27 protein-coding genes and 1 pseudogene are annotated in these 20,532 nt (G+C 48.8%); 23 read left to right on the top strand and 5 right to left on the bottom strand.

Going from position 1 to position 20,532, the window contains the following annotated elements; translation table 11 throughout:
• Positions 1-3: 3 nt before the first annotated feature.
• The gene (locus QZ367_RS05785; protein WP_291938490.1) at positions 4-1,113 is read right to left on the bottom strand and encodes an epoxyqueuosine reductase QueH; all 1,110 of its coding nucleotides are present in this window, start codon (positions 1,111-1,113) and stop codon (positions 4-6) included.
• A 65-nt stretch (positions 1,114-1,178) separates the two neighbouring features.
• On the opposite strand from QZ367_RS05785, the gene QZ367_RS05790 reads away from it, so the two are divergent.
• The 6 genes from QZ367_RS05790 (at position 1,179) to QZ367_RS05815 (ending at position 4,999) form a co-directional block, all read left to right on the top strand.
• Positions 1,179-1,328, top strand: a complete 150-nt coding sequence (locus QZ367_RS05790) for a hypothetical protein (RefSeq protein WP_291938492.1) — start codon at positions 1,179-1,181, stop codon at positions 1,326-1,328.
• A gap of 41 nt (positions 1,329-1,369) precedes the next feature.
• Positions 1,370-2,131, top strand: a complete 762-nt coding sequence (gene dapB / locus QZ367_RS05795; RefSeq protein WP_291938494.1) for a 4-hydroxy-tetrahydrodipicolinate reductase — start codon at positions 1,370-1,372, stop codon at positions 2,129-2,131.
• Positions 2,132-2,159: 28 nt separating this feature from the next.
• The gene (locus tag QZ367_RS05800) at positions 2,160-2,351 is read left to right on the top strand and encodes a nucleotidyltransferase domain-containing protein (protein WP_291938496.1); all 192 of its coding nucleotides are present in this window, start codon (positions 2,160-2,162) and stop codon (positions 2,349-2,351) included.
• Positions 2,352-2,403: 52 nt separating this feature from the next.
• Positions 2,404-3,750, top strand: coding sequence for an amidophosphoribosyltransferase (purF, locus tag QZ367_RS05805; protein WP_291938498.1), 1,347 nt, complete (start codon positions 2,404-2,406; stop codon positions 3,748-3,750).
• 20 nt (positions 3,751-3,770) lie between these two features.
• Complete coding sequence (locus QZ367_RS05810) at positions 3,771-4,127, top strand: DUF488 domain-containing protein (protein ID WP_291938500.1); 357 nt, start codon at positions 3,771-3,773, stop codon at positions 4,125-4,127.
• Between the two features lie 446 nt (positions 4,128-4,573).
• Positions 4,574-4,999 carry a TOBE domain-containing protein gene (locus tag QZ367_RS05815; RefSeq protein ID WP_291938503.1) on the top strand — a complete coding sequence of 142 codons (426 nt, stop codon included), beginning with the start codon at positions 4,574-4,576 and terminating at the stop codon, positions 4,997-4,999.
• A gap of 633 nt (positions 5,000-5,632) precedes the next feature.
• On the opposite strand, the gene QZ367_RS05820 is transcribed toward QZ367_RS05815, so the two are convergent.
• The gene (locus QZ367_RS05820) at positions 5,633-6,181 is read right to left on the bottom strand and encodes an NAD(P)H-dependent oxidoreductase (protein WP_291938505.1); all 549 of its coding nucleotides are present in this window, start codon (positions 6,179-6,181) and stop codon (positions 5,633-5,635) included.
• A gap of 368 nt (positions 6,182-6,549) precedes the next feature.
• Between QZ367_RS05820 and bcp the strand changes: the two genes are divergently transcribed.
• Entirely contained in the window at positions 6,550-7,077 is a 528-nt protein-coding gene (bcp, locus tag QZ367_RS05825; protein WP_291938507.1) for a thioredoxin-dependent thiol peroxidase, read from the top strand.
• A 706-nt stretch (positions 7,078-7,783) separates the two neighbouring features.
• Here the strand turns inward: bcp and QZ367_RS10395 are convergent.
• Positions 7,784-8,211 (bottom strand): annotated as a pseudogene (locus QZ367_RS10395) (VOC family protein).
• Between the two features lie 216 nt (positions 8,212-8,427).
• Positions 8,428-9,300: a neutral zinc metallopeptidase gene (locus QZ367_RS05840; RefSeq protein WP_291938510.1), complete on the bottom strand. Its 873-nt coding sequence runs from the start codon at positions 9,298-9,300 to the stop codon at positions 8,428-8,430.
• 189 nt (positions 9,301-9,489) lie between these two features.
• On the opposite strand from QZ367_RS05840, the gene infA reads away from it, so the two are divergent.
• The 14 genes from infA to QZ367_RS05910 all read left to right on the top strand — a co-directional run bounded on the left by infA (position 9,490) and on the right by QZ367_RS05910 (position 17,778).
• Positions 9,490-9,708: a translation initiation factor IF-1 gene (gene infA, locus QZ367_RS05845; RefSeq protein WP_005869854.1), complete on the top strand. Its 219-nt coding sequence runs from the start codon at positions 9,490-9,492 to the stop codon at positions 9,706-9,708.
• A gap of 172 nt (positions 9,709-9,880) precedes the next feature.
• On the top strand, positions 9,881-9,994 hold the full coding sequence (gene rpmJ, locus QZ367_RS05850) for a 50S ribosomal protein L36 (RefSeq protein WP_005869855.1): 114 nt from the start codon (positions 9,881-9,883) through the stop codon (positions 9,992-9,994).
• Positions 9,995-9,997: 3 nt separating this feature from the next.
• Positions 9,998-10,366: a 30S ribosomal protein S13 gene (rpsM, locus tag QZ367_RS05855; protein ID WP_005869856.1), complete on the top strand. Its 369-nt coding sequence runs from the start codon at positions 9,998-10,000 to the stop codon at positions 10,364-10,366.
• A gap of 10 nt (positions 10,367-10,376) precedes the next feature.
• On the top strand, positions 10,377-10,769 hold the full coding sequence (rpsK, locus tag QZ367_RS05860; protein ID WP_177387174.1) for a 30S ribosomal protein S11: 393 nt from the start codon (positions 10,377-10,379) through the stop codon (positions 10,767-10,769).
• A gap of 18 nt (positions 10,770-10,787) precedes the next feature.
• Positions 10,788-11,414, top strand: a complete 627-nt coding sequence (gene rpsD / locus QZ367_RS05865; protein WP_005869858.1) for a 30S ribosomal protein S4 — start codon at positions 10,788-10,790, stop codon at positions 11,412-11,414.
• Positions 11,415-11,425: 11 nt separating this feature from the next.
• Positions 11,426-12,451, top strand: a complete 1,026-nt coding sequence (locus tag QZ367_RS05870) for a DNA-directed RNA polymerase subunit alpha (protein WP_177387178.1) — start codon at positions 11,426-11,428, stop codon at positions 12,449-12,451.
• Entirely contained in the window at positions 12,452-12,808 is a 357-nt protein-coding gene (gene rplQ, locus QZ367_RS05875) for a 50S ribosomal protein L17 (protein ID WP_291938541.1), read from the top strand.
• Between the two features lie 30 nt (positions 12,809-12,838).
• Positions 12,839-13,399, top strand: a complete 561-nt coding sequence (locus tag QZ367_RS05880) for a L,D-transpeptidase family protein (RefSeq protein ID WP_291938543.1) — start codon at positions 12,839-12,841, stop codon at positions 13,397-13,399.
• A gap of 508 nt (positions 13,400-13,907) precedes the next feature.
• Positions 13,908-14,174, top strand: coding sequence for a NifU family protein (locus QZ367_RS05885; RefSeq protein WP_291938545.1), 267 nt, complete (start codon positions 13,908-13,910; stop codon positions 14,172-14,174).
• A complete protein-coding gene (locus QZ367_RS05890) occupies positions 14,164-14,712 on the top strand; it encodes a histidine kinase (protein ID WP_291938547.1) in 549 nt (182 codons plus the stop codon). The genes QZ367_RS05885 and QZ367_RS05890 overlap by 11 nt, the downstream gene beginning before the upstream one ends.
• Entirely contained in the window at positions 14,690-16,000 is a 1,311-nt protein-coding gene (locus tag QZ367_RS05895) for a UDP-N-acetylmuramoyl-L-alanyl-D-glutamate--2,6-diaminopimelate ligase (protein ID WP_291938549.1), read from the top strand. Before QZ367_RS05890 ends, QZ367_RS05895 begins: the two co-directional genes overlap by 23 nt.
• A 16-nt stretch (positions 16,001-16,016) precedes the next feature.
• Entirely contained in the window at positions 16,017-16,364 is a 348-nt protein-coding gene (gene panD, locus QZ367_RS05900) for an aspartate 1-decarboxylase (RefSeq protein ID WP_291938551.1), read from the top strand.
• Complete coding sequence (locus QZ367_RS05905; protein ID WP_291938553.1) at positions 16,364-16,843, top strand: hypothetical protein; 480 nt, start codon at positions 16,364-16,366, stop codon at positions 16,841-16,843. The genes panD and QZ367_RS05905 overlap by 1 nt, the downstream gene beginning before the upstream one ends.
• Before the next feature lie 134 nt (positions 16,844-16,977).
• Positions 16,978-17,778 (top strand): hypothetical protein, encoded by an 801-nt coding sequence (locus QZ367_RS05910; protein WP_291938555.1) that lies wholly within the window; start codon positions 16,978-16,980, stop codon positions 17,776-17,778.
• A 526-nt stretch (positions 17,779-18,304) separates the two neighbouring features.
• On the opposite strand, the gene QZ367_RS05915 is transcribed toward QZ367_RS05910, so the two are convergent.
• Positions 18,305-18,550 carry a DUF4259 domain-containing protein gene (locus QZ367_RS05915; protein ID WP_291938557.1) on the bottom strand — a complete coding sequence of 82 codons (246 nt, stop codon included), beginning with the start codon at positions 18,548-18,550 and terminating at the stop codon, positions 18,305-18,307.
• A 205-nt stretch (positions 18,551-18,755) separates the two neighbouring features.
• Between QZ367_RS05915 and QZ367_RS05920 the strand changes: the two genes are divergently transcribed.
• Complete coding sequence (locus QZ367_RS05920; protein WP_291938558.1) at positions 18,756-19,085, top strand: YbaB/EbfC family nucleoid-associated protein; 330 nt, start codon at positions 18,756-18,758, stop codon at positions 19,083-19,085.
• A 594-nt stretch (positions 19,086-19,679) separates the two neighbouring features.
• The gene (locus tag QZ367_RS05925; RefSeq protein ID WP_291938561.1) at positions 19,680-20,531 is read left to right on the top strand and encodes a polyprenyl synthetase family protein; all 852 of its coding nucleotides are present in this window, start codon (positions 19,680-19,682) and stop codon (positions 20,529-20,531) included.
• Position 20,532 lies beyond the last annotated feature (1 nt).

Consider the following 20,532-nt stretch of genomic DNA (forward strand, 5'->3'; position numbering starts at 1 on the left):
TTATCAAATTCTTACTAAAATTTCCCTAACGTCTAAAAATATGCGCGAGAGCCCGTAAATTTGAACTTTGGCGGCTCTTATTTCGTCCGTGACGATGATCGGCGAGAGCGAGCCCGCAGCGCACAGGGCGGCACGAGCTTTATTTTGGCGCGCGAGACTCGGCGGATTTTTTAGCATCTCAGATACGCTTTTGAAATTTGATCTTGAAATTTCGTTAAATTTCGCCAGGTTTAAAATTTTAATCTCCCCCTTATCGCTGCAAAAAATTTCGCACTCCCGCTCCACGCTAAGCTTCACGTTTTCACGCGTAAAATGCGAGCCAAATAGCACAAACGAAGGCACGACCTCGCCGTCAAATTTAATCCATGCGCGCAGCAGGCGGTAGTTTAAAAACCGATCGCGCAGCACGTTAAATTTCACACCTTTTTTTTCGAGCGAGCAAAGCTTTTTATAAAATTTCAACTTCTCCTCTACCGAAGCGGGCAAGATTTGCCGATCGATAGACGACATTAGCTCGTAAATTTCGGCACCTTGGGCTAAATTTCGCCTCAAATCCGCCGTCAGACTTCCGCCCGAATTCCGCTGCGCCGCAAGCGCGTAGATGCAGCCGCAGTAGTTTTGATGATAGAGCGCGTCTTTTTTCGCAAGCGCAAACTGCTCGTTCGTGCCGCCGTTTTTACGAAAATCGGGCGCGATAAACTCCAGTCCGCAGCGCTCGCAGATACGTTGCAACGAGGCGCAAAGTTGAGAGTGCGATTTTTTGGGACTCATTAAAAGAGTCGTGGTGATTTTGCGCTCGCCCAAACTTAGCGCGAGCTCGGCCGTTTTTTGCATGCGAAAATCAAAGCAAAACTCGCAGCGCGCGCCTTTTTCGGACTCATTTTCAAGCCCGCGCGCGCCGTCTAGCCAGCCCTGAAAATCATACTCGCCCGGGATAAATTTAATCCCTAAATTCTCGCAAACCCGCTTTGCATCGTGCATTCTAAGAACGTATTCGCCGCAAGGGTGGATGTTTGGATCGTAGAAATAGCCTATTAGCGGCTCTTGCGCGAGCTCTTTCAAGCGGCGCAAAAAATAATCGCAATCGACCGAGCAGCAGATGTGAACCAGCAAAATTTAACCCTTTGCACGAAATTTTTGGATATAATTTTACGCTATCAAAATTAATGAGCGGAAAAATGAAAAAATTTTTTATAAACCACTGGCGTAAGTTTGCTTGCGGCTTGAGCGGATTTGCGCTATTTTACGTGCTCGCGGGCTTTTTCGGCGTGCCGCTTTTTATCGAAAAGGCGCTACTTAAAATTTTAAGCAAAATGGACGCTAAGTAAAATTTAGCTATACTAAGCGGACTAAATTTAAAGGAACAGCGATGATAAATATAGGAATTCACGGCGGAAGCGGCAGAATGGGCACGATGATCTACGAATGCCTGAAAAATTTCGATCAGGCGCGAGCAAGCGTGATCTACACGGTCGCGCCTCTTGATTATACGCCAAGCTGCGCCGTAGTAAGCAGCTACGACGAGCTTTTTAGCAGCTGCGATGTCGTGATAGACTTCACGATCCGAGACGGCGCGATAAGCCTAATGAAATTTGCGCTTTCGCACCCAAAGCCGCTTTGCATCGGTACGACGGCTCTGGGTGAGGAGGGCGAGCGGCTACTGCGCGAATGCGGCGCGAAGATGCCCGTGCTGCACGCTACGAATATGAGCCTGGGCGTCGCGGTGCTAAACAAGCTCGTAGCGCTTGCTAGCAGGAGCCTGCGCGATTTTGACTGCGAAATTTTAGAGATGCACCACCGCCACAAAAAAGACGCCCCAAGCGGCACGGCGATGAGCCTTGCGGAAAGCGCCGCAAGTGCGCGCGAGCTAAGCTTGAAGGACGTGCGCGTAAGCGGTCGCGACGGGCTCATCGGCGAGCGCGGCAAGGACGAGATCGCCGTGATGTCGCTGCGCGGCGGCGATATAGTCGGGCGCCACACCGTGGGGTTTTACGGCGAGGGCGAGTTCGTCGAGCTAAATCATACGGCGACTTCGCGCGCGACCTTTGCCAGAGGCGCGATAAAGGCAGCGGTATGGCTAGCATCGCAAAATAGCGGGCTTTACGGCATCGACGACTGCTTAGGAATCTAGGCTTTGCGGCCAAATTTAAGAGGAAAAAATGCCAACCAAAGATGAAATTTTAAATTTTTTGCGCGAGCTAAAGCCCGAGCTTGAAAGCTTTGGAATTTACAAAGTCGGCCTATTCGGCAGCTACGCCACAGGCGGAGCGAATATCACCGAGACGTTTAAAATTTCAGCCGATCTATTTGATGAGGCGCCGGCAACATGCCGGACGGCAAGCCGTCAATGATAAAACAAAATATAGATAAATTTCTAAAAAATAAAATTTAAGAGGTTAGAAAATGTGCGCAATCGTGGGAGTCATAAATTCCGAAGGTGCGGCTAAGACCGCGTATTACGGGCTTTTTGCCATGCAGCACCGCGGCCAGGAGGCAAGCGGCATCAGCTCGAGCTTTAATCATCATATCAAAACGATCAAAGCCACGGGGCTCGTGACAGAGGTTTTTAGTCCCGCGAGTTTTGAAATTTTAAAGGGCAACATCGCGATCGGCCACAACCGCTACGGCACCGCGGGCGCAGACAGCCTAAAGGACGCGCAGCCCGTTGCGGGCAACTATGCTCTTGGGGAGATCTCGATCGTTCATAACGGAAATTTGATCAATAAAGACGAAATCCGCCGTAAGCTCGTAAGCGAGGGCGCGATCTTTCAGTCCAGCATGGACACCGAAAACATCCTGCACCTCATCGCACGCAGTAAGCAGGAGCATCTAAAAGACCGCATCGTCGAAGCTCTGAATCAGTGCGTGGGCGCGTACTCGCTTCTGATCCTGAGCCGCTCGAAGATGTTTGCCGTGCGCGATCGCTACGGCGTGCGTCCGCTCAGCATCGGCAGGCTCAAAGACGGCGGCTACATCGTCGCGAGCGAAACCTGCGCGTTTGATCTCGTAGGAGCCGAGTTCGTCCGCGACGTGAAGCCCGGCGAGATGGTGATTTTCGAAGAGGGCAAGGATGAGTTCAGCTCGGTTCAAATTTTAAAAGCCTCGGAGGCTAGAATTTGCGCGTTTGAATACATCTACTTTGCGCGCCCCGACAGCGTCGTAGAGGGCAAAAACGTATACGAGGTCAGAAAAAAGCTGGGCGCGGCGCTCGCGCGAAAATGTAAAGAGCTAAAAGCCGATTTCGTCGTGCCCGTGCCCGATAGCGGCGTGCCGGCAGCGCTTGGTTTCGCGCAAGAGAGCAAGCTGCCCTTCGAGATGGCGATCGTGCGCAACCACTACATCGGCCGCACCTTCATCGAGCCGACGCAAGAGGTGCGAAATTTGAAGGTCAAACTCAAGCTAAATCCGATCGCGGCGGCACTGCACGGCAAAAGCGTCGTCGTCGTGGACGATAGCATCGTACGCGGCACTACGAGCAAAAAGATCGTCGAGCTTCTGCGCCATGCGGGCGCGGCGCGCGTACATATGTGCATCGCAAGCCCGGAGCTAAAGTATCCCGAGCGCTACGGCATCGATACGCCGAGCGTGCGCGAGCTGATCGCCGCAAATATGAGCACGGATGAAATTTGCAAATTTATAGGCGCCGACAGCCTCACGTTCCTTAGCGTGCCTGAGCTCGTAGAAGCGCTTGGGAGCGAGCGCAAGTACTCGCTCGTAAGCTTCGACGGCGATTATTTTATCAAGGATTAGCGAATTTAAAGGAGCAAACTATGACAAAATTTAAGATTAAGCGCGTCTATGAGAGCGCGGAGAAAGAGGATGGATTTCGCGTGCTTTGCGATAGGCTATGGCCGCGCGGCGTAAAAAAAGACGCGCTGGAACTTGATATGTGGGCAAAGGACATAACGCCTAGCACCGAAATACGTAAGCTTTTCGCGCATAAGCCTGAGAATTTCGCCCATTTTAAGGAGCTTTACCTAGCCGAACTTGAGCAAAATCCCGCCGTGGCTGAATTTTTGAAAAAGGTTAAAAACGAGCCGGTCGTCACGCTACTATACGCCGCAAAGGACGAGCACTGCAACCATGCGATGATTCTGCGTGATTTTTTACAAAGCAAGGTACATTGAAATTTTGGCACAAAACGCACCGATAGCTGTATTTTAAAGCAAATGTAAAATCGCCTCGCTCGCCAATCCACTAGTAAAACCGATGTGCGAGGCGTAAAATTCAGCGAAGAGGCTTAAGCGGAGTGCTTTTAAAGCCTTGCCAGACGCGATTTGAGATAAATTTTCTATCCGGATGTGCACTTCGCATGCGCATAAAACAAACGCCAAATTTTGCGTTAGAGCTCTAAAAAACGCAAAATTTCAAGGAAAATGACTCGATTTAATATGCAAATTTAGAATTTCATCTATTTTTTAACGCTATTTTTCATAATGCAAGCTAGGAATTTAAAAAGTGGACTTAATATAAATTCGCAACAAATCAAATTAATTTCTTACATGCAGCATTTTTAAATTTCATTTAAGGATTTGCCGCTAACATTGCTCGTAATTTTTTACAAGGAGAAACTATGGCAATAAGTGCTAGAAATCAACTTAACGTTGTGATCACAGAGGTAAAAACAGGTGCGGTAAACTCGCTAATCGTAGGCAAAACTAAGGGCGGCGACGTGCTAAAAGCGACCGTTACGACCGATTCCGAAAAAGGTCTAGATCTAAAAGCGGGCAAAGAGGCGGTATTTTTATTCAAAGCCCCAAGCGTCATCATCTCCAAAGGTGAGAACGATCTACGCTTAAGCGCGACCAACCAAATAAAGGGCAAAATCACCGTCGTTAAAGAGGGCGCAATCAATGCTGAAATCGATGTCAGAACCGCAGGCGGTGAGAATCTAAGCGCGATCGTGACAAACAGCTCCGTTAAAAATTTGGCGCTAGCAGTCGGCGACGAAGTAACTGCGATCATCAAAGCTACTCAAATCATAGTCGGCGTAAAATAATCAGGCGTAACGGTGCGTGCGATAGCGATGCGCGCGCTTTAAACATCACAAAATCAAGGAGCAAAATTTTATAAATTCTGCTCCTTCTTCAAAAATCTCTTTTGATAAATCAAATTTCGTAGCAACTCAAATAACGCTATAAGCAGTCTTTTCTCTCATCTCTCATGCGCGCAGATGCACCCCGCGCGACATCCAGCCCCAATCACACCAAGAGCGGTCTTACCCTATTTTACCGCAGTGCTCGTTCGTTTTGCGTAGGCTTTGCATCCATTCATCGCGCAAGCCCCACTAGCACGAGATATCTATGAAACGCGGGCTCCTCTTCACTCTGCCCGCTCGCTTATAGCAATGCGCTTTCATATTTTACGCGCTCGTGACACGCCGCCGCTTTGCGCAGTAGCGACCGATCCTCGCACATATGTCCGTACCGAGAGTGAGCCGATCTAGATCAAAGTGGCACGTGCCCGCCGATAGATAGCAGCACGGACAGATCATCGAACCGCTCGCCTTGCCCTAAACCCGAACGGTTTTTTAGCTTTTGCCGATCGGTTCGTTAAAAGCGGCAGTTTCGCGGCTAAAATTCGCCCTCATAAAATTTCGGCTCGTAGCCGCGGGTAGCGGGCATTTGCTTTGCTAAATTTGATACTCGCCGGGACTCAACTCGCCTCGTAAAAGCTTACCAAAGCGTGCAGCTGCGGCATCTACGGCATCGTCGCCAAACTCGCCCGGCTCAAATCCACTGCTGATAAACGGCACGGCAAAGTCCATCCCGCAATAGTTTGCCGTGATCTTAAGCGGCGTTAAAATTTCATCCAAGCTAAAGCCGATAGCGCCCTGTTTGGAGTACTCGCTAAGCGGCGTACTAGCGCTTAGCGCAAGCTGCAGAACCTTGCCCTTAAGCGCGCCGGAACCCACCAGCTCGTGCGAAAAGACGATGTCGAGATAGGCTTTTAGCATAGGCGGCACGTTTAGCCAGTACAGCGGATACAAAAACACGATACGATCGGCGCCGCGTAGCGCGTCTTGCTCGGCGCGAGCGTCGATGCGCGCAACGTCCGAGCCGTAAAGCCCCTCTAAATGGCGTACCTCTACGCTAGCAGCGCCCTTTGCGACCTGCGATAGGGCTTTGTTCACACGCGAGGCGACAAAATTTGGATGCGATAAAATCACGAGCGTTTTCATGTTATTTCCTTTGTTAAAATTTGCAGAATCATATCGTTAAAAAGCTAAAAGTAGATTAAGAGGACTTGCGAAAGCAAAGCGTTATTATGCCTGTGAGGAATGGGATTCGTGAGGCGCGATAGATACGAAGCGCTCTCGTACCATACTGTCTCAAGGCATGTGCAACAAAATGTTTTTACGCGTGCCGCAAAGTAAGCTCCCACGCTCGCCCTCGTCTAAAACGATCTTACTTACGATCCGTCCAATGCGCGTGCAGCCGCGGCGCGGAGCAAAATTTTATCCAAGCAAGGATAAATTTATGAAAAAAGATTAAAATTTAGCCGCAACTCGGGCTATGAGCCCGAAAATTTCAAAAAAAAGGACACGATATGCAGAGAAAAACACAGATCGAAGACGAGTTTAGCGCGGAGGATCGCGAGCGCAAAATCACGCTGCAAGCGGGAGATGCGGCGCCCGAGTTTAGCTTACAAAACGCCGACGGAGCGAGCGTCGCGCTAAAGGACTTTGCGGGAAAAAAGGTCGCACTGTATTTTTACCCCAAGGATAACACCCCCGGCTGCACGACCGAAGCATGCGAATTTAGCGCCGCATACGATGATTTCATCGCCGCAGACTGCGTGATCGTCGGCATCAGCCCCGACAGCGCCAAATCCCACGCGGGCTTCATCGCCAAGCAGAGCCTAAAGCACATCCTGCTGAGCGATCCGCAGCACGAGGTAGCCAAGCTATACGGCGCGTGGCAGGTGCGCAAAAACTACGGGCGCGAGTATCTGGGCATCGTGCGCTCGACCTTTCTGATCGGTGCGGACGGCAAAATTTTAAAGGTCTATAAAAGCGTCAAGGCGAAAGATCACGCCGCAAAGGTGCTTGCAGATCTGCTAGCTGCGGGGAAATAAAGCGCCAAGCCAGCGTTTTGAAATAGAGCTCCGGCGCATTTGGGCGCTAAGCTTTAATTATGAAATTTATGCACTGAAATTTGCTACGGAATTCGGCGTCAAATTTAATGCCGAAGCTTCGGCATTAAAATTTCGCTTTGAAATTTTGCCTTAGAATTCCGCCGCTCATTTGAAAATGAAATTTCAAAGCGGGGCTATATCTACGATTTTAGCGGCAAATTTTATCGCCTCACACCAAAATTTTAAAGGAAAAATATGAAAAATTTAATCATTCTAGCTCATCCCGACATCGAAAATTCGCTCATAAACAAGCGGTTTTTGAAAGAGGCCGCCGCGCAAAGCTTCTAGGAGCTTATCGCTCTTTTCCTCGCCGCGCTCACGGATAAAAGCGCCGCGAAATATCCGCTTTCTTGTTTTGCGTAGCGGCATGCAATACGAGCAAAGCGGTTACTGCGAGCGCGAGTAAAACAGCGCGGCAGGGGTGCGAGTAAATTTTAGCCTCGCGCAAAATCTGCGCCGCGGATCACATCGGAGAGTAAAATTTCGCTCGATGTTTAGAACGGGGTGCGGAAAAACGGCGCCGCAAATTATACGAACTACGAAAACCAGCCCAATGATTTGCAATAAAATTTTGAGTGTAAAATTTGCACATTTACGCTAAAGGCTTCAGCGCCTCCGAATAAGCCTCGGCCGCAAAAATTTTGATCTAAAATTTGAGCAGCCCGTCCTCGTCAAATTTAAAACCGGGCCCCCAAGCAACCTCCCAGTAGTATCCGTCTGGATCGGCAAAATACGCGTGGTATCCGCCCCAAAACGCATCTTGAGGCTCCTTGACGATGGTTCCGCCCGTCTTTTTTACTAGCTCTATGACGCTAGCTACGTCCTCTTTGTTTTTTACGTTGTAGCTAGCGTGATGCCGCCAAATCCGCTTCCTTTGGGCGGATCGTTTTTGCTGTTATCTCGCGCCAGCGCGTCCAAGGGATAGAGCTCAAATTTGGTTCCGGGCGTATTAAAAAAGCATACCGGCGGGTCGTCGTCTTTGCAATCCGTCTTAAATCCTAGTCCGTCTCTGTAAAATTTCAGCGCCCTTTGCATGCTTCGCACGCCTAGGCAGATGCAGGTTATTTTGTTCATTTTAGCCTCCATAAATTTTAACGTATCTATTTTGGTTTCTTGTGCCGTAGTCAAGCCTGCGCTCAAACAAGCCGTCGCCGCGATAGCCGAGCGCGCCGTCCGAGCTTTTTAATCGCCGATCATTAAAATTTTAAAATTTTGCCTCCAAGCTCGGCGTTAAATTTTAAAATTTAGACTGCCCTTGATTTGGCCTGTAAGCTAGCTCAAAACCCGCACTTACGGCTCAAACGAGCAAGCTTTTAGGTTTCCGCCCACTAAGCCCTTTTTAAACCACTCTTTGCGCTGTGCCGAAGTGCCGTGCGTGAAGGAATCAGGCACGACGCGACCGCTAAATTTGCGCTGCAGCGTATCGTCGCCGATCGCGCTGGCGGCATTTAGCGCCTCGTCGATGTCGCCCGCTTCAAGCACGCGCCCGGCTTTTGCGAGATAATGCGCCCAGACCCCAGCGTAGCAGTCCGCCTGCAGCTCGACTTTGACCTGAAGCGCGTTTTGCTCGGCTTCGCTGCGAGCGCGCCTTTTTAGAGCATTGATCTGCTCCAGCGTGCCGATTAAATTTTGAACATGATGCCCTACTTCGTGCGCGATGACATAGGCCTGTGCAAAGTCGCCGCCCGCTTTGTATTTATTCGCAAGCTCGTCGAAAAAGCTAAGATCGAGATAAATTTTACGGTCTCTCGGGCAATAAAAAGGTCCCGTCTGCGCGCTCGCAAAGCCGCAGCCGCTTGCAATCTGATCGCGGAAGAGCCGCAAACCGGGCTCATCGTAGCGCGCGCCCGCACTTTTAAATATCTCGCCCCAAACGTCCTCGGTTTGGGCTAGCACCGCCGAGACGAAGGCGAGCTTTTCCTGCTCCTGCGGGCTATCGGTCGGCTCTCTTTGCGTACTGGCGCCTCCGTCTAAAAGCGCCAAAGGGTTGTAGCCCATAAAATATGCTACGACGCCGATTACGAGCACTATGCGCCCGATCTTTGAGCCGAGCAAAAACCTGATGATCGGGATCAGCATCCCAAGCGAGCCGGAGCTCGTGCGCATGCTGCTTGCGCGGTCATCCTCCACGTTTGAGCTTCGTCTGCCGTCTTGCCATTTCATGTTTTTCCTTTAAAATTTTTGAGCCATTATACTAAAATTTTAAAAAGAGCGCCGTCTTGCTTTTGCAAAAACGGTGCGCGCATAGCGAAATAAATCTGAAATTTTGCTTATTTTAAATTTCTTTTAAGCTGTTTAAAATTTTAAATTCTATATAATCGCCCTTTTTAAATTTAAAAGAAAGGAGAATTTGTGGCAAAAGACGACGTCATAGAGATCGACGGCAATGTCATAGAAGCGTTGCCGAACGCGACTTTTAAGGTCGAGCTGGACAACAAACACGTGATTTTATGCCATATCGCGGGCAAGATGCGGATGCACTACATCAAGATAATGCCGGGCGATCGCGTAAAAGTCGAGCTGACCCCTTACAGCCTCGATAAAGGCAGGATCACCTACCGCTATAAGTAAGGATAAAGTTAAATTTAGATATACTTGCGATTTTGCGACTAAACTGTAGGAAGAAGTGTTTTCAAAATCCCCACTATTTTGAAAACAGTTGGTTTGATACTTTCGCTTTTGAAATTTCATTAAACCTAGGTGCAGTTTGCATTTAAAGTGGAGAAAATTTTAGGAGAGTGGAATGAAAGTTCGTCCATCCGTTAAGAAAATGTGCGACAAATGTAAAATTGTCAAGCGCAAAGGTGTTGTTCACGTTATTTGTGAAAATCCAAAACATAAACAAAGACAAGGATAAGTTATGGCTCGTATCGCAGGTGTAGATCTACCAAAGAAAAAAAGGATTGAATACGGACTAACTTATATCTACGGTATAGGTTTATTTACGTCGAGAAAAATTCTCGATGCGGCAGGAATTTCTTACGATAAAAGAGTCGCCGATCTGAGCGAAGATGAAGCCGCCGCTATCAGAAAAGAGATCCAAGAGCACTATATGGTCGAAGGCGATCTTCGCAAACAAGTGGCTATGGATATAAAAGCGCTTATGGACTTGGGCGGCTATCGCGGCTTAAGACACAGAAAGGGCCTTCCGGTTCGCGGTCAAAAAACAAAAACGAACGCCAGAACCAGAAAAGGCAAACGCAAAACCGTCGGCGCGGCAGCTAAATAAGGATTGAGATATGGCACAAAAAAAAGTAGTTAAGAAAAAAACCGTCAGAAAAAATATCGCCAAAGGCATAGTTTACATCTCCGCTACGTTTAACAACACTATGATTACCGTAACGGACGAGATGGGCAACGCGATCGCGTGGAGCAGTGCGGGCGCTTTAAATTTTAAAGGCAGCAAAAAATCCACCCCTTATGCGGCGCAACAAGCCGTCGAGGACGCGCTAAACAAAGCCAAAGAGCACGGCATCAAAGAGGTAGGCGTCAAGGTTCAGGGTCCGGGAAGTGGACGCGAGACCGCCGTTAAAAGCGTAGGTAGCGTAGAAGGGATCAAAGTTACATATTTCAAAGATATCACTCCTCTTGCGCACAACGGTTGCAGACCGCCTAAACGACGTCGCGTGTAATTATAAAAGGAGAAATTTATGGCTAGATATACAGGACCGGTTGAAAAATTAGAAAGAAGGCTCGGCGTCGATCTATTTATGAAAGGCGAGAGAAGGCTTGCGGGCAAGAGCGCGCTTTTAAAACGCCCTTACGCTCCGGGTCAGCATGGACAAAGACGCGCTAAACTAAGCGAATACGGCTCACAGCTTCGCGAGAAACAAAAGGCTAAATTTATGTACGGCGTAAGCGAGAAGCAGTTCCGCAGACTATTTGCCGAAGCGGCTCGTAGAGAGGGTAACACCGGAGCGATCTTGGTTCAACTTTTGGAGCAGAGGCTAGATAACGTCGTTTACCGCATGGGCTTTGCTACGACTAGACGCTTTGCGCGCCAGCTCGTTACGCACGGACACATTTTAGTGGACGGCAAGCGCGTCGATATCCCTTCATACAGCGTCCGCGCAGGACAAAAGATCGAAGTGATCGAAAAGAGCAAAAATAACCCGCAAATTTCAAGAGCGCTGGATCTTACGGCACAGACCGGCATCGTAGCGTGGGTCGATGTAGAAAAAGAGAAAAGATACGGAATTTTTTCTAGAGTTCCGGAGAGAGAAGAAGTTGTTATTCCTGTAGAGGAAAGATTTATCGTAGAGCTTTACTCGAAATAGTAGGTGCTAATATGAGAAAAATCACAACATCAGCTCATATGCCAACTGAAATAAAGGTTGAGAATGTCAGCGAAAATGTTGCTAAAATCATAGCATATCCCTTTGAAACAGGATATGCCGTCACTCTAGCTCATCCTTTACGAAGGTTACTTTATACGAGCACGGTCGGTTTCGCGCCGACCGCGGTTAAAATCGAAGGCGTAAGCCACGAATTCGACAGCATGCGCGGTATGCTCGAGGATATGGCGGCTTTTATCATAAATTTAAAAGGCTTAAGGTTTAAAATCAAGGGCGATTCCCTACGCGAGGTCGTAGAATACAGCTTTAAAGGACCTAAAGAAATTTACGGCAGCGACCTAAATAACGACGCCGTAGAGATCGTAAATCCAAGCGCTTATCTGGCTACGATAAACGAGGATGCCGATCTTAAATTTACGCTCATCATCGAAAAGGGTATCGGCTACGTCCCAAGCGAAGAGATCAGAGAAAATTTAGACGCTGATTTCATCGCGCTGGATGCGTTTTTTACCCCGGTAACCAAGGCTGTTTACGACATCGAAAATGTCTTTGTAGAGGATAATCCTGACTACGAAAAGGTGGTCTTTACGATCACTACCGACGGTCAGATCAGCGCGATAGATGCGTTTAAAAACGCACTTGAAGCAATGTATCAGCAGCTGGCGGTTTTCAAAGGTATCGTAAATATCAGCGCTGCAGATACTTTCGGTAGAGCAATTCCCGCAAATTCCGAGTTTGCAAAGCTTTTTGAGAGCGTTAGCAATCTAAGCTTAAGCGCGCGAAGCTTTAACTGCCTGGATCGTGCGGATATTAGATTTATCGGCGAGCTAGCGATTATGGAAGAGAGCGAGCTTAAAGACCTTAAAAATTTAGGCAAAAAATCGCTTGAGGAGATCAAAGCCGTTATGGAGGAGATCGGTTATCCTATCGGCAACCAAGAGCTCGGCGATAAAAAAGAGCAGCTAAAACGCAAGCTTGACGAGCTGAAGGCTCAAAGACAAAAGAATGAAGGACAATAAATGAGACATAATCACGGATATAGGAAGCTAGGGCGTACTTCGTCTCACCGTGCCGCCCTGCTTAAAAATTTAACCATCGCTTTAGTTACTAGCGGCAAGATCGAAACTACGCTTCCTAAGGCAAAAGAACTAAGAAGCTATGCCGAGAAGCTAATAACTCGCGCGCGCAAGGGCGACAGCGAGGCGCATAGATTTGTTTTCGCGGCGCTTCAAGATAAGGCTGCTACAAATAAGCTGGTCACCGAGATCGCCCCAAAATACACAGGCGTAAACGGCGGCTACACTCGCATCATCAAAACCCGCCTTCGCAAGGGCGACGCCGCAGAGATGGCTTATATCGAGCTAATCAGCAAATAAAATTTCGGGATCACTCCCGAAATTTCTTCTATGAAATTTAAAATTTTACTTCCGCTTATTATCATAGCTGCGGGCTTGGCATGGGCATTGGACAATTATCTTAGCTATAAAAATATCGAAACGATCAACTCCGAAATTCCGCTAAAGCAAGCATTGGGCGGCGAGCAAATCTCTAAAATCCGCGTCTATAAATCCAAACGAATTCTTGAAATTTTAACCTCAAAAGGCGTCGCGAAAAGCTACAAAATCGCCCTCGGACGCGAGCCTGAAGGGCATAAAGAAGTTCAAGGCGACGGCAAAACCCCGGAGGGCAACTACACCATAAACGGCAAAAATCCAAATTCGGCGTATCATCTAAATTTAGGCATCTCCTATCCGAATAAAGCCGACGTAGCACACGCAAAATCCCTCGGCAAGAGCGCAGGCGGCGATATCAAAATCCACGGACTACCGAACAAATTTAGCTACCTAGGGCAGAGTATCGCGGCGTTCGGCGACTGGACGGAGGGCTGCATAGCACTCGTCAATGACGATATGGACGAGCTTTTTGAGCACGTAAAAATCGGCACGCCGATAGAAATTTTGCCGTGATTGCACGCGCCTGCGCTAAAATTTCACAGCCGCGATCGATATAAAACGTAGCGTAAATTTTATCTACGAGCTTTAAAATAATGTTTGCCGCCCAGGCTTTCGTAATCGCAAATTTGCAATTAAAAGCAGGATTGTTTTTCTAAAAAATTTAATCGTATCGGCGCTTGTCCTAATTAAATTTAGACAGTTTCGCTTTAAATTTTACCTACCGCTCAAAAATTTCATCTCAAATTTAGCCCTCGGTCTGGCTGAAATTTCATCCCAAATTTATGGCGCAAATAGTCTAAATTTAAATATACGCAAGCCCGATGATTTGCGAGTTTCGTCCTTGCCGAATCGATAAAATTTTTAAAATCGCGACTCGCCGTTCGCGCCGTATAAAATTCTTTGCGAGCCATTACGCAAAATCCGCGCCCTTGCGCAAAATTTCAGATTAAATTTCATCCCCGATAAACCTTTTTTTATCGCTTTTGGATATAATGCGCCAAAACTAAAATAAGGAATTTTAATGATACCATTTACAGACGAAGAGCTTCTAGCCCCGGTACAAGGCAGCTTAGAGCTAATCCGACCGATGCTGCAAAACGACGGCGGCGATATGAAGCTTTTAGGCATAAAAAACGGCGTCGTCTATGTCCGCCTTACCGGGCATTGCCACGGCTGCGCGGCGAGCTCACAGACCCTAAAATACGGCGTCGAGCGCCAGCTTCGCATGGATATTCACCCCGAGCTTAGCGTCGTAAACATCCCCGAAGGCGAAGAGTTTGAACTATAAAAAACTGGGGCTAAAGACCTTTTCGCGCGGAGAATTCGAGCTTGCGAAGCTATATTTTTCGCTCGCATATGAAAAAAGTGGCGAGGAGGAAATTCTATTTTTGCTCGAGCTTTGCCAGACCGCGCTGGCAGACCGCGAAGAGGCGCTTATGCTCTTTGATTTTTACAACCTCAGCCCCAAAACTCAAACCGCGGAGCTTTTTAAAATTTTAAACTCCATCAATGAAAAGATCGCGAATGAAGCGGCTTCCGAACCCGGTGCCGAGGATGAGATTGCAGTCATCGCGTATGCCGATTTTATGCGCGCGGTAGGCCAAAGAGGCTTTAAAGACGCCTTCGAATCGATCATTTTTTCCTCCAAAATCGCCATTTCGGACAAAACCGAGATGATAGAATTTTTAGAAAATTTGATAGAAAACGGCTACTACGAAATGGGGCTTAATTACGTCGAGAGCTCGGCTGCCGCGTATGCAGGCGATGAGCGCTTCGAAGCGCTAATGCAAAAAATCAAAAATCATGAAAATACGACTCGAAAATAGCTTTATTACCGACAACTCCGCCGAATGCGAGGCGGGCTGTTTTTTTATGCGCACGAGCGCGAACGCTAAATTCCAAGCCGAAGCGGCGGAAAAAGGAGCGCAGATCATCTCTATCGCGCAAGCAAAGGAGCTTTTAAAGATCGATCCGCGCATCAAAATCGTAGGCATCACCGGTACGAACGGCAAAACCACAACCGCGGCGGCGATCTACTCGACGCTACTGGATCTAGGCTTTAGCTGCGGTCTAAGCGGCACGCGCGGCGCCTTTATAAATGAGCGCAGGATCGACGAAAAGGGGCTTACGACGAGCTCGGTTTTAAAAACGATGAGCTATCTTTACGAAGCTAGCAAACAGGGCTGTGAGTACTTCGTTATGGAGGTTAGCTCGCATGCGATAGCGCAAAATCGTATCGAAGGATTAGAATTTGCGTTTAAAATTTTTACGAATTTAAGTCAAGACCATCTCGATTATCACGGCAGCATGCAAGAATACGCGGCAGTCAAGAGCTCGTTTTTCGCAGACGACGCGCCAAAGCTCATAAACGCCGACGACGGACATATTAAATTTAATCCCGCAAACGCCCTTACCTACGGTATCAAAAACGCCGCAAGCTTCGCCGTGAGCGGATACGGGCTAAAGGGCGGTATCGACGCGCTCGTGCGCACCCCAAACGGCGATAATGCACAGCTGCAAAGCGATCTGATCGGCGAATTTAATCTCTACAACCTTACCGCGGCGTTTGCGGCGGTTAAAATTCTGACCAAGCTGCCGAATGAGAAGATCGCAAAAGCTCTGGCAAACTTCGGCGGTGTCGAGGGTCGCGTGCAGGTCGTAAATAAAAACCCGCTTGTAATCGTCGATTTCGCTCATACCCCAGACGGTATCGAAAAGGTGCTAAACGCGCTACGCGCAAGCGGCGAGATCATCGCAGTTTTCGGCGCGGGAGGCGATCGCGACCACGGCAAGCGTCCGAAAATGGGCGCCATCGCCGAGCACTTTGCCAAAATTTGCATCGTCACGAGCGATAATCCGCGCAGCGAGGATCCGGACGAAATCATTGATCAAATTTGCGCCGGTATGCGCCGAAAGGATAAAATTTTAAAGATCACGGATCGCAAAGAGGCGATCGCGCGCGCACTAGATCTTGCCAAAAACGGCGAGATGATCGCTATTTTGGGCAAGGGCGACGAGACCTACCAGGAGATCAAGGGCGTGAAGCATCCTTTCAGCGACAAGCAGGTCGTGAGTGAGCTCGTCGCGGCGCGAGGCGAGTCAAATTTAGACTAAATTTAAAGGACGGCCGATGAAAATCGAAATTTTATCAAGCAAAATCCACCGCGCGCGCGTGACGGACGCCAACCTAAACTACGTGGGCTCCATTACGATCGGACCCGAGCTCATCGAAGCTGCGGGGCTTTCCGAGTACCAAAAAGTCGAGATCCTAAACGTCAATAATGGCGAGCGCTTCGCTACCTACGTGATCCGCGGTGAGAAAAAGGGCGAGATCTGCCTAAACGGCGCGGCCGCACGCAAAGTCTGCATCGGCGACGTCGTCATCATCGTGGCTTACGCACAAATGAGCGCCAAAAAAGCGAAAAATTTTGAACCAAAAATCGTGCAGGTAAACGCGCAAAACGAGATTGTAAAATAATGCAGCCCCGTTTTGAGGAGCTTTTCGCCTCGCCGCAGCACTACGAAAGATACAAGGCGCGGCTGGGTAAAAAGCTGGCCGAGTTTCGCTTCGGCTTTATGAGCGACGCAAAATGGCGCAGGCTCTTTGTAGCGATCTGCGCCGAAGGCTCGCCCGCAAGACATTGCGAAATTTATGATTTCTTCGGCTCCTGCGTGAACGAGATCAGATTCGCCCTACCCGCCGCAGACTACGCGCAAGACATCTGCGAAAACTACATTTCGCAGCGTCTCACGACGAGCGAAAAGCCCACCTTCTACGCCGAGATAGAATACATAGAATTTGCGAAATTTTACGACTTCACAAGCCGCGGCGCGCTGCTACCGCCCGAGCACAAAAGCCAAGATCTTGGCGCCATAGCGCGCTATCTAGAGCACCTGGGCAAATTTGAGATGGAGCCTGGCGAGCAAAACTTAAAAATTTACGGCTACAGACGCTAGCTCTTTGCGCGAAGTTTTGCCATCTTGTACACAGGCGCGGCTGTTCACCGAGCGCCAAGCGGCACAATTTGCGCTAAATTCACTCCGAACCGCTTGCTCTAGCCGCTTGCCGGTCCGCAAAAAAGGAGCAAACTTTGAACTACGAAGAATTTTACGACGCCGTCTGCGAAATGGCGAAAAAATTTGAAGCGAGCGGGGCTGCGAACAAGGAGCTGGACGCATATCTACTCGCGCTTTTGAGGCTGCTTGAGGCGCGCGGCAGCGAACCCTTTAGCGCAAAGCTGATGCTTGAAATTCTAAGCGCGGCGTTTGAGAGCGAGAGGGCGGAGCCCAGTGAGACGTGGCTTGAGATAGAGCGAGCGCCCGAGCTTGCGGACTTCTGCAAAGATGGGCCTGCGGGCGGCGATACGTTTCGTTCGGCGGAAGAACCAAAAACCGCTGCAGATATAATGCGCTGCCTACCGGAGGGCTTTGAGATAAAATTTGACGAAAGCAGATCCGCAAATTTTAAAACTGTGCTAAGCGAGGCAAAATTTATGAACGGCAAGAGCAAGACGCAAGAGCAAAATTCTATCGCCGCAAGCTGCAGCCTCTCCGCAAAAGCAGCGCAAGGCGGGTCCTTGGAACCGAAGACGAACGAGCCCCTGAAATTCGAGACCGCAGATAAGCACGGCGAGCTTGCGTATTCCGCGGAGGTTATAAAATTTCAGCTAGCGGAGCTTAGCAGGATGCGCGCTAGCGGACAGCTTGCGGACGAGAGCAAGTTTTTCGGCATCGTCTCGTCAGGCGGGCATGGCTGGTATAATTTCGATCCGTTCTCGCTGATAGAGTGCGGAGCGCGCGGCCTGATGGATCACGCGGGCGAGGACGCGCCCCTGCGCGGCGGCTGGGAAATGCTCGGCGAACTGCTCGAAGTGGGACGTACGTACGAGTAGGCGGCGAATTTTGCGGCTAAATTCCAAAATCCGCAGCGCAAATTTAATGAGATCGCTTTGCCTCTCATAGATTGTGAGCGAAATTAAATTGCTCGCTTATCGTGCATGCGCCGCTTCGGCAGGGCTCGGTCAATTTCTGCGGTTTGAAATTTTAAATTTTACGTCTCGCGTCCGCCGTAAAATTTGAGAGTACGCTTAAAATTTCAGATCGCTCCGAGCATGAAATTTGACGATTTTAAAATCATAATTTCGACCCTATTTCGCTTAAAAAATTGATATAAAATTTCGAATTCTAGCCATTTTCGTGCAAAATTTCTCGCGCGTTTGCACGCTCTTTTTAAAAACGGATTTAAATTTAACGCCTCTGCTAAAATTTCTACGGCAAGCCAAATTTACCGCTCCGTCCGCTACTTAAAATGCTCCTTCAACTCCGAGATTTGTCGCTTAACTTCGTCTATTATCTGCGGCGAGTTTTGCCAAATTTCAAGAAAAGTCCATGAACCATCAGGTGGATAGATCATATTTTCTAGGATCGTAATAACCCGCTGAATGGTCGGTCACAGTCTATCCAAAAAACTCTGCGGGCAGGCATAGGGTGAGCCAAAGCAGGCAAAACGTGCGCGGCAGCCCTGATTTCATCGTAGTTTTCATTTTTCGGATCGAAATTCGCCGCCGTGCTTTGCAGCAGATCAAAATTTTTGCTCTTCCAAAACTTCGTGAACCAATCCGCCGCCTCGTCGTTTTCGTACGCCTTGTAGCCCCAGTCGCCCATTTTTAGCTCCTTTTAAAATAAATTTCATCGCCGAGCTTTGACGGCGTTTCTTGTTTAAATTTTACCCGCCCAAGCTAAATTTTAAGCACTTTTTGACTGCGCGTGCTCGCCGCAAAATCAAAGCCGAGCACAAAACTCGCGCGCCAAGTCAAACGCTAAATTTAGCTTAAATTTGCTAAAATAGCCAAAATTTAAAGGATTTTTGATGTTCGAAGGAATGGATTTTTCGAAAATGGGGCAGATGCTCGATCAGATGCAGGCCAAGGCTAAGCAGATCGAGGAGGAGAATGCGCGTAAGGAATTTACCGTAAAATCTGGCGCGGGCATGGTCGCCATCAGACTAAACGGCGCGGGCGAGGTGCTTGATCTGAGTATCGACGACAGCCTTTTTAGCGACAAAGAGAGCTTGCAGATCCTGCTGATCTCGGCGATCAATGACGCGATAAAACTCGTCGAAAACGAAAAGAAAGGCGCCGCAGCGTCCATGCTAGGAGGGTTCGGCGGATTAGGTAATCTGCTTGGCAATAAGGGCTAAGCGTAGTTCAAAAATGGTGAAAATAGGCTTTTTTATATAGAATGGCTGCTTTACTTAGCGAGTAGTTTGGATTTTACGAGGCGGGCGGTTTCGGTGACAGTATAAATAAAGCCTAATTTTATGGAGAGGCGAATTAAATTTAGATTTTTGTGGCGGTACGGTTTACATAAAGCACGGCTCGCTTGATTTGACGCGAGGTTATTAAATTTTAACCTTAGCAAATCGGTCAAATTTAACGGGTGGCGTGAGGGCAAATTCTAAAATTTCGGCAGGCTGCTACACTGCGGCGCAAAGTAAAATTTAGCTAGCGCAGCTTAAATACAAAGCAAGGCGAGCCGTTGTGCGGTATCCGCGAATAAATGAGGCTAAGATGCGGCTCAAAAAAGCGGAGCATCCTTCGCCTCGCGCACTGCGTAAAGCTAGGGAAATTAAAATTTAAAATTTTAAGCGGCATGATTGCTTATACGCGACGTACAAACGTCTCGCGACGGCAAAGCCCGAGCGGTGCTACGAAAAGGTATACGTAAGGTGCGAATTTTGCATTCGTCAAGGGCGCGCCCAAGCAGAGCAAATCAAAACCGCAAGGTAGGATCGATGGATATTTTAGAAAAATTTAAAGACTACTTGAAGCGCAACGAGCTGAAGGCGTCCAGCTTTCATCCGTACTTTGAGGAGGCGCTCAATTACATGCTGCAGGCGGGCGGTAAGCACTTTCGCGCACAGCTGCTACTAGGCGTCGTCTCGGCGGTGGATGAGCGGCGCTTTGAGGGCGCGCTGGCGATCGCGATGGCGCTTGAGATGATCCACACCTACTCACTCATACACGACGATCTGCCCGCAATGGACGATGCGGATCTGCGCCGCGGGCAGCCGAGCCTGCATAAAAAATACGACGAAGTCACGGCGATTTTGGTGGGCGATGCGCTAAATACCGACGCGTTTTTAATCGCCGCAAGCGCAAACCTAAGCGACGAGATCAAGATAAAATGTATTAAAACTCTAGCACGAAACGCAGGCAGTAGCGGCATGGTGCTCGGTCAGGCGATCGATTGTCATTTTGAAAACAGCCCTCTAAAGCAAAACGAGCTTGAGTTTTTGCATCTACACAAAACGGGCGCGCTCATCGCAGCGGCATTTGAGCTAGGTGCCATAATCGGCGGGCTAAAGGACGAGCTCGCGCATGAGCTTTATAAGATCGGGCTGAAGCTAGGGCTTATATTTCAGATCGAGGATGACATCATCGACGCCACGGGCGACGAGATAAGCGCGGGCAAGCCCGTAGGAGCGGACGGTGCGAAAAATTCCTTCGTAAATTTACTCGGACTTGCGGGCGCTAGAAGCTACAAGCAGCGCCTAATAGACGAGGTAAGCGGCGCGATGAGCGGCTATGATGCGAACCTGCGCGATTTGGTTTTAAATTTGATAGAAAAATACCTGAAAGGATGAA

This window comes from Campylobacter sp. (assembly GCF_019423325.1).
Lineage (GTDB): Bacteria > Campylobacterota > Campylobacteria > Campylobacterales > Campylobacteraceae > Campylobacter_B.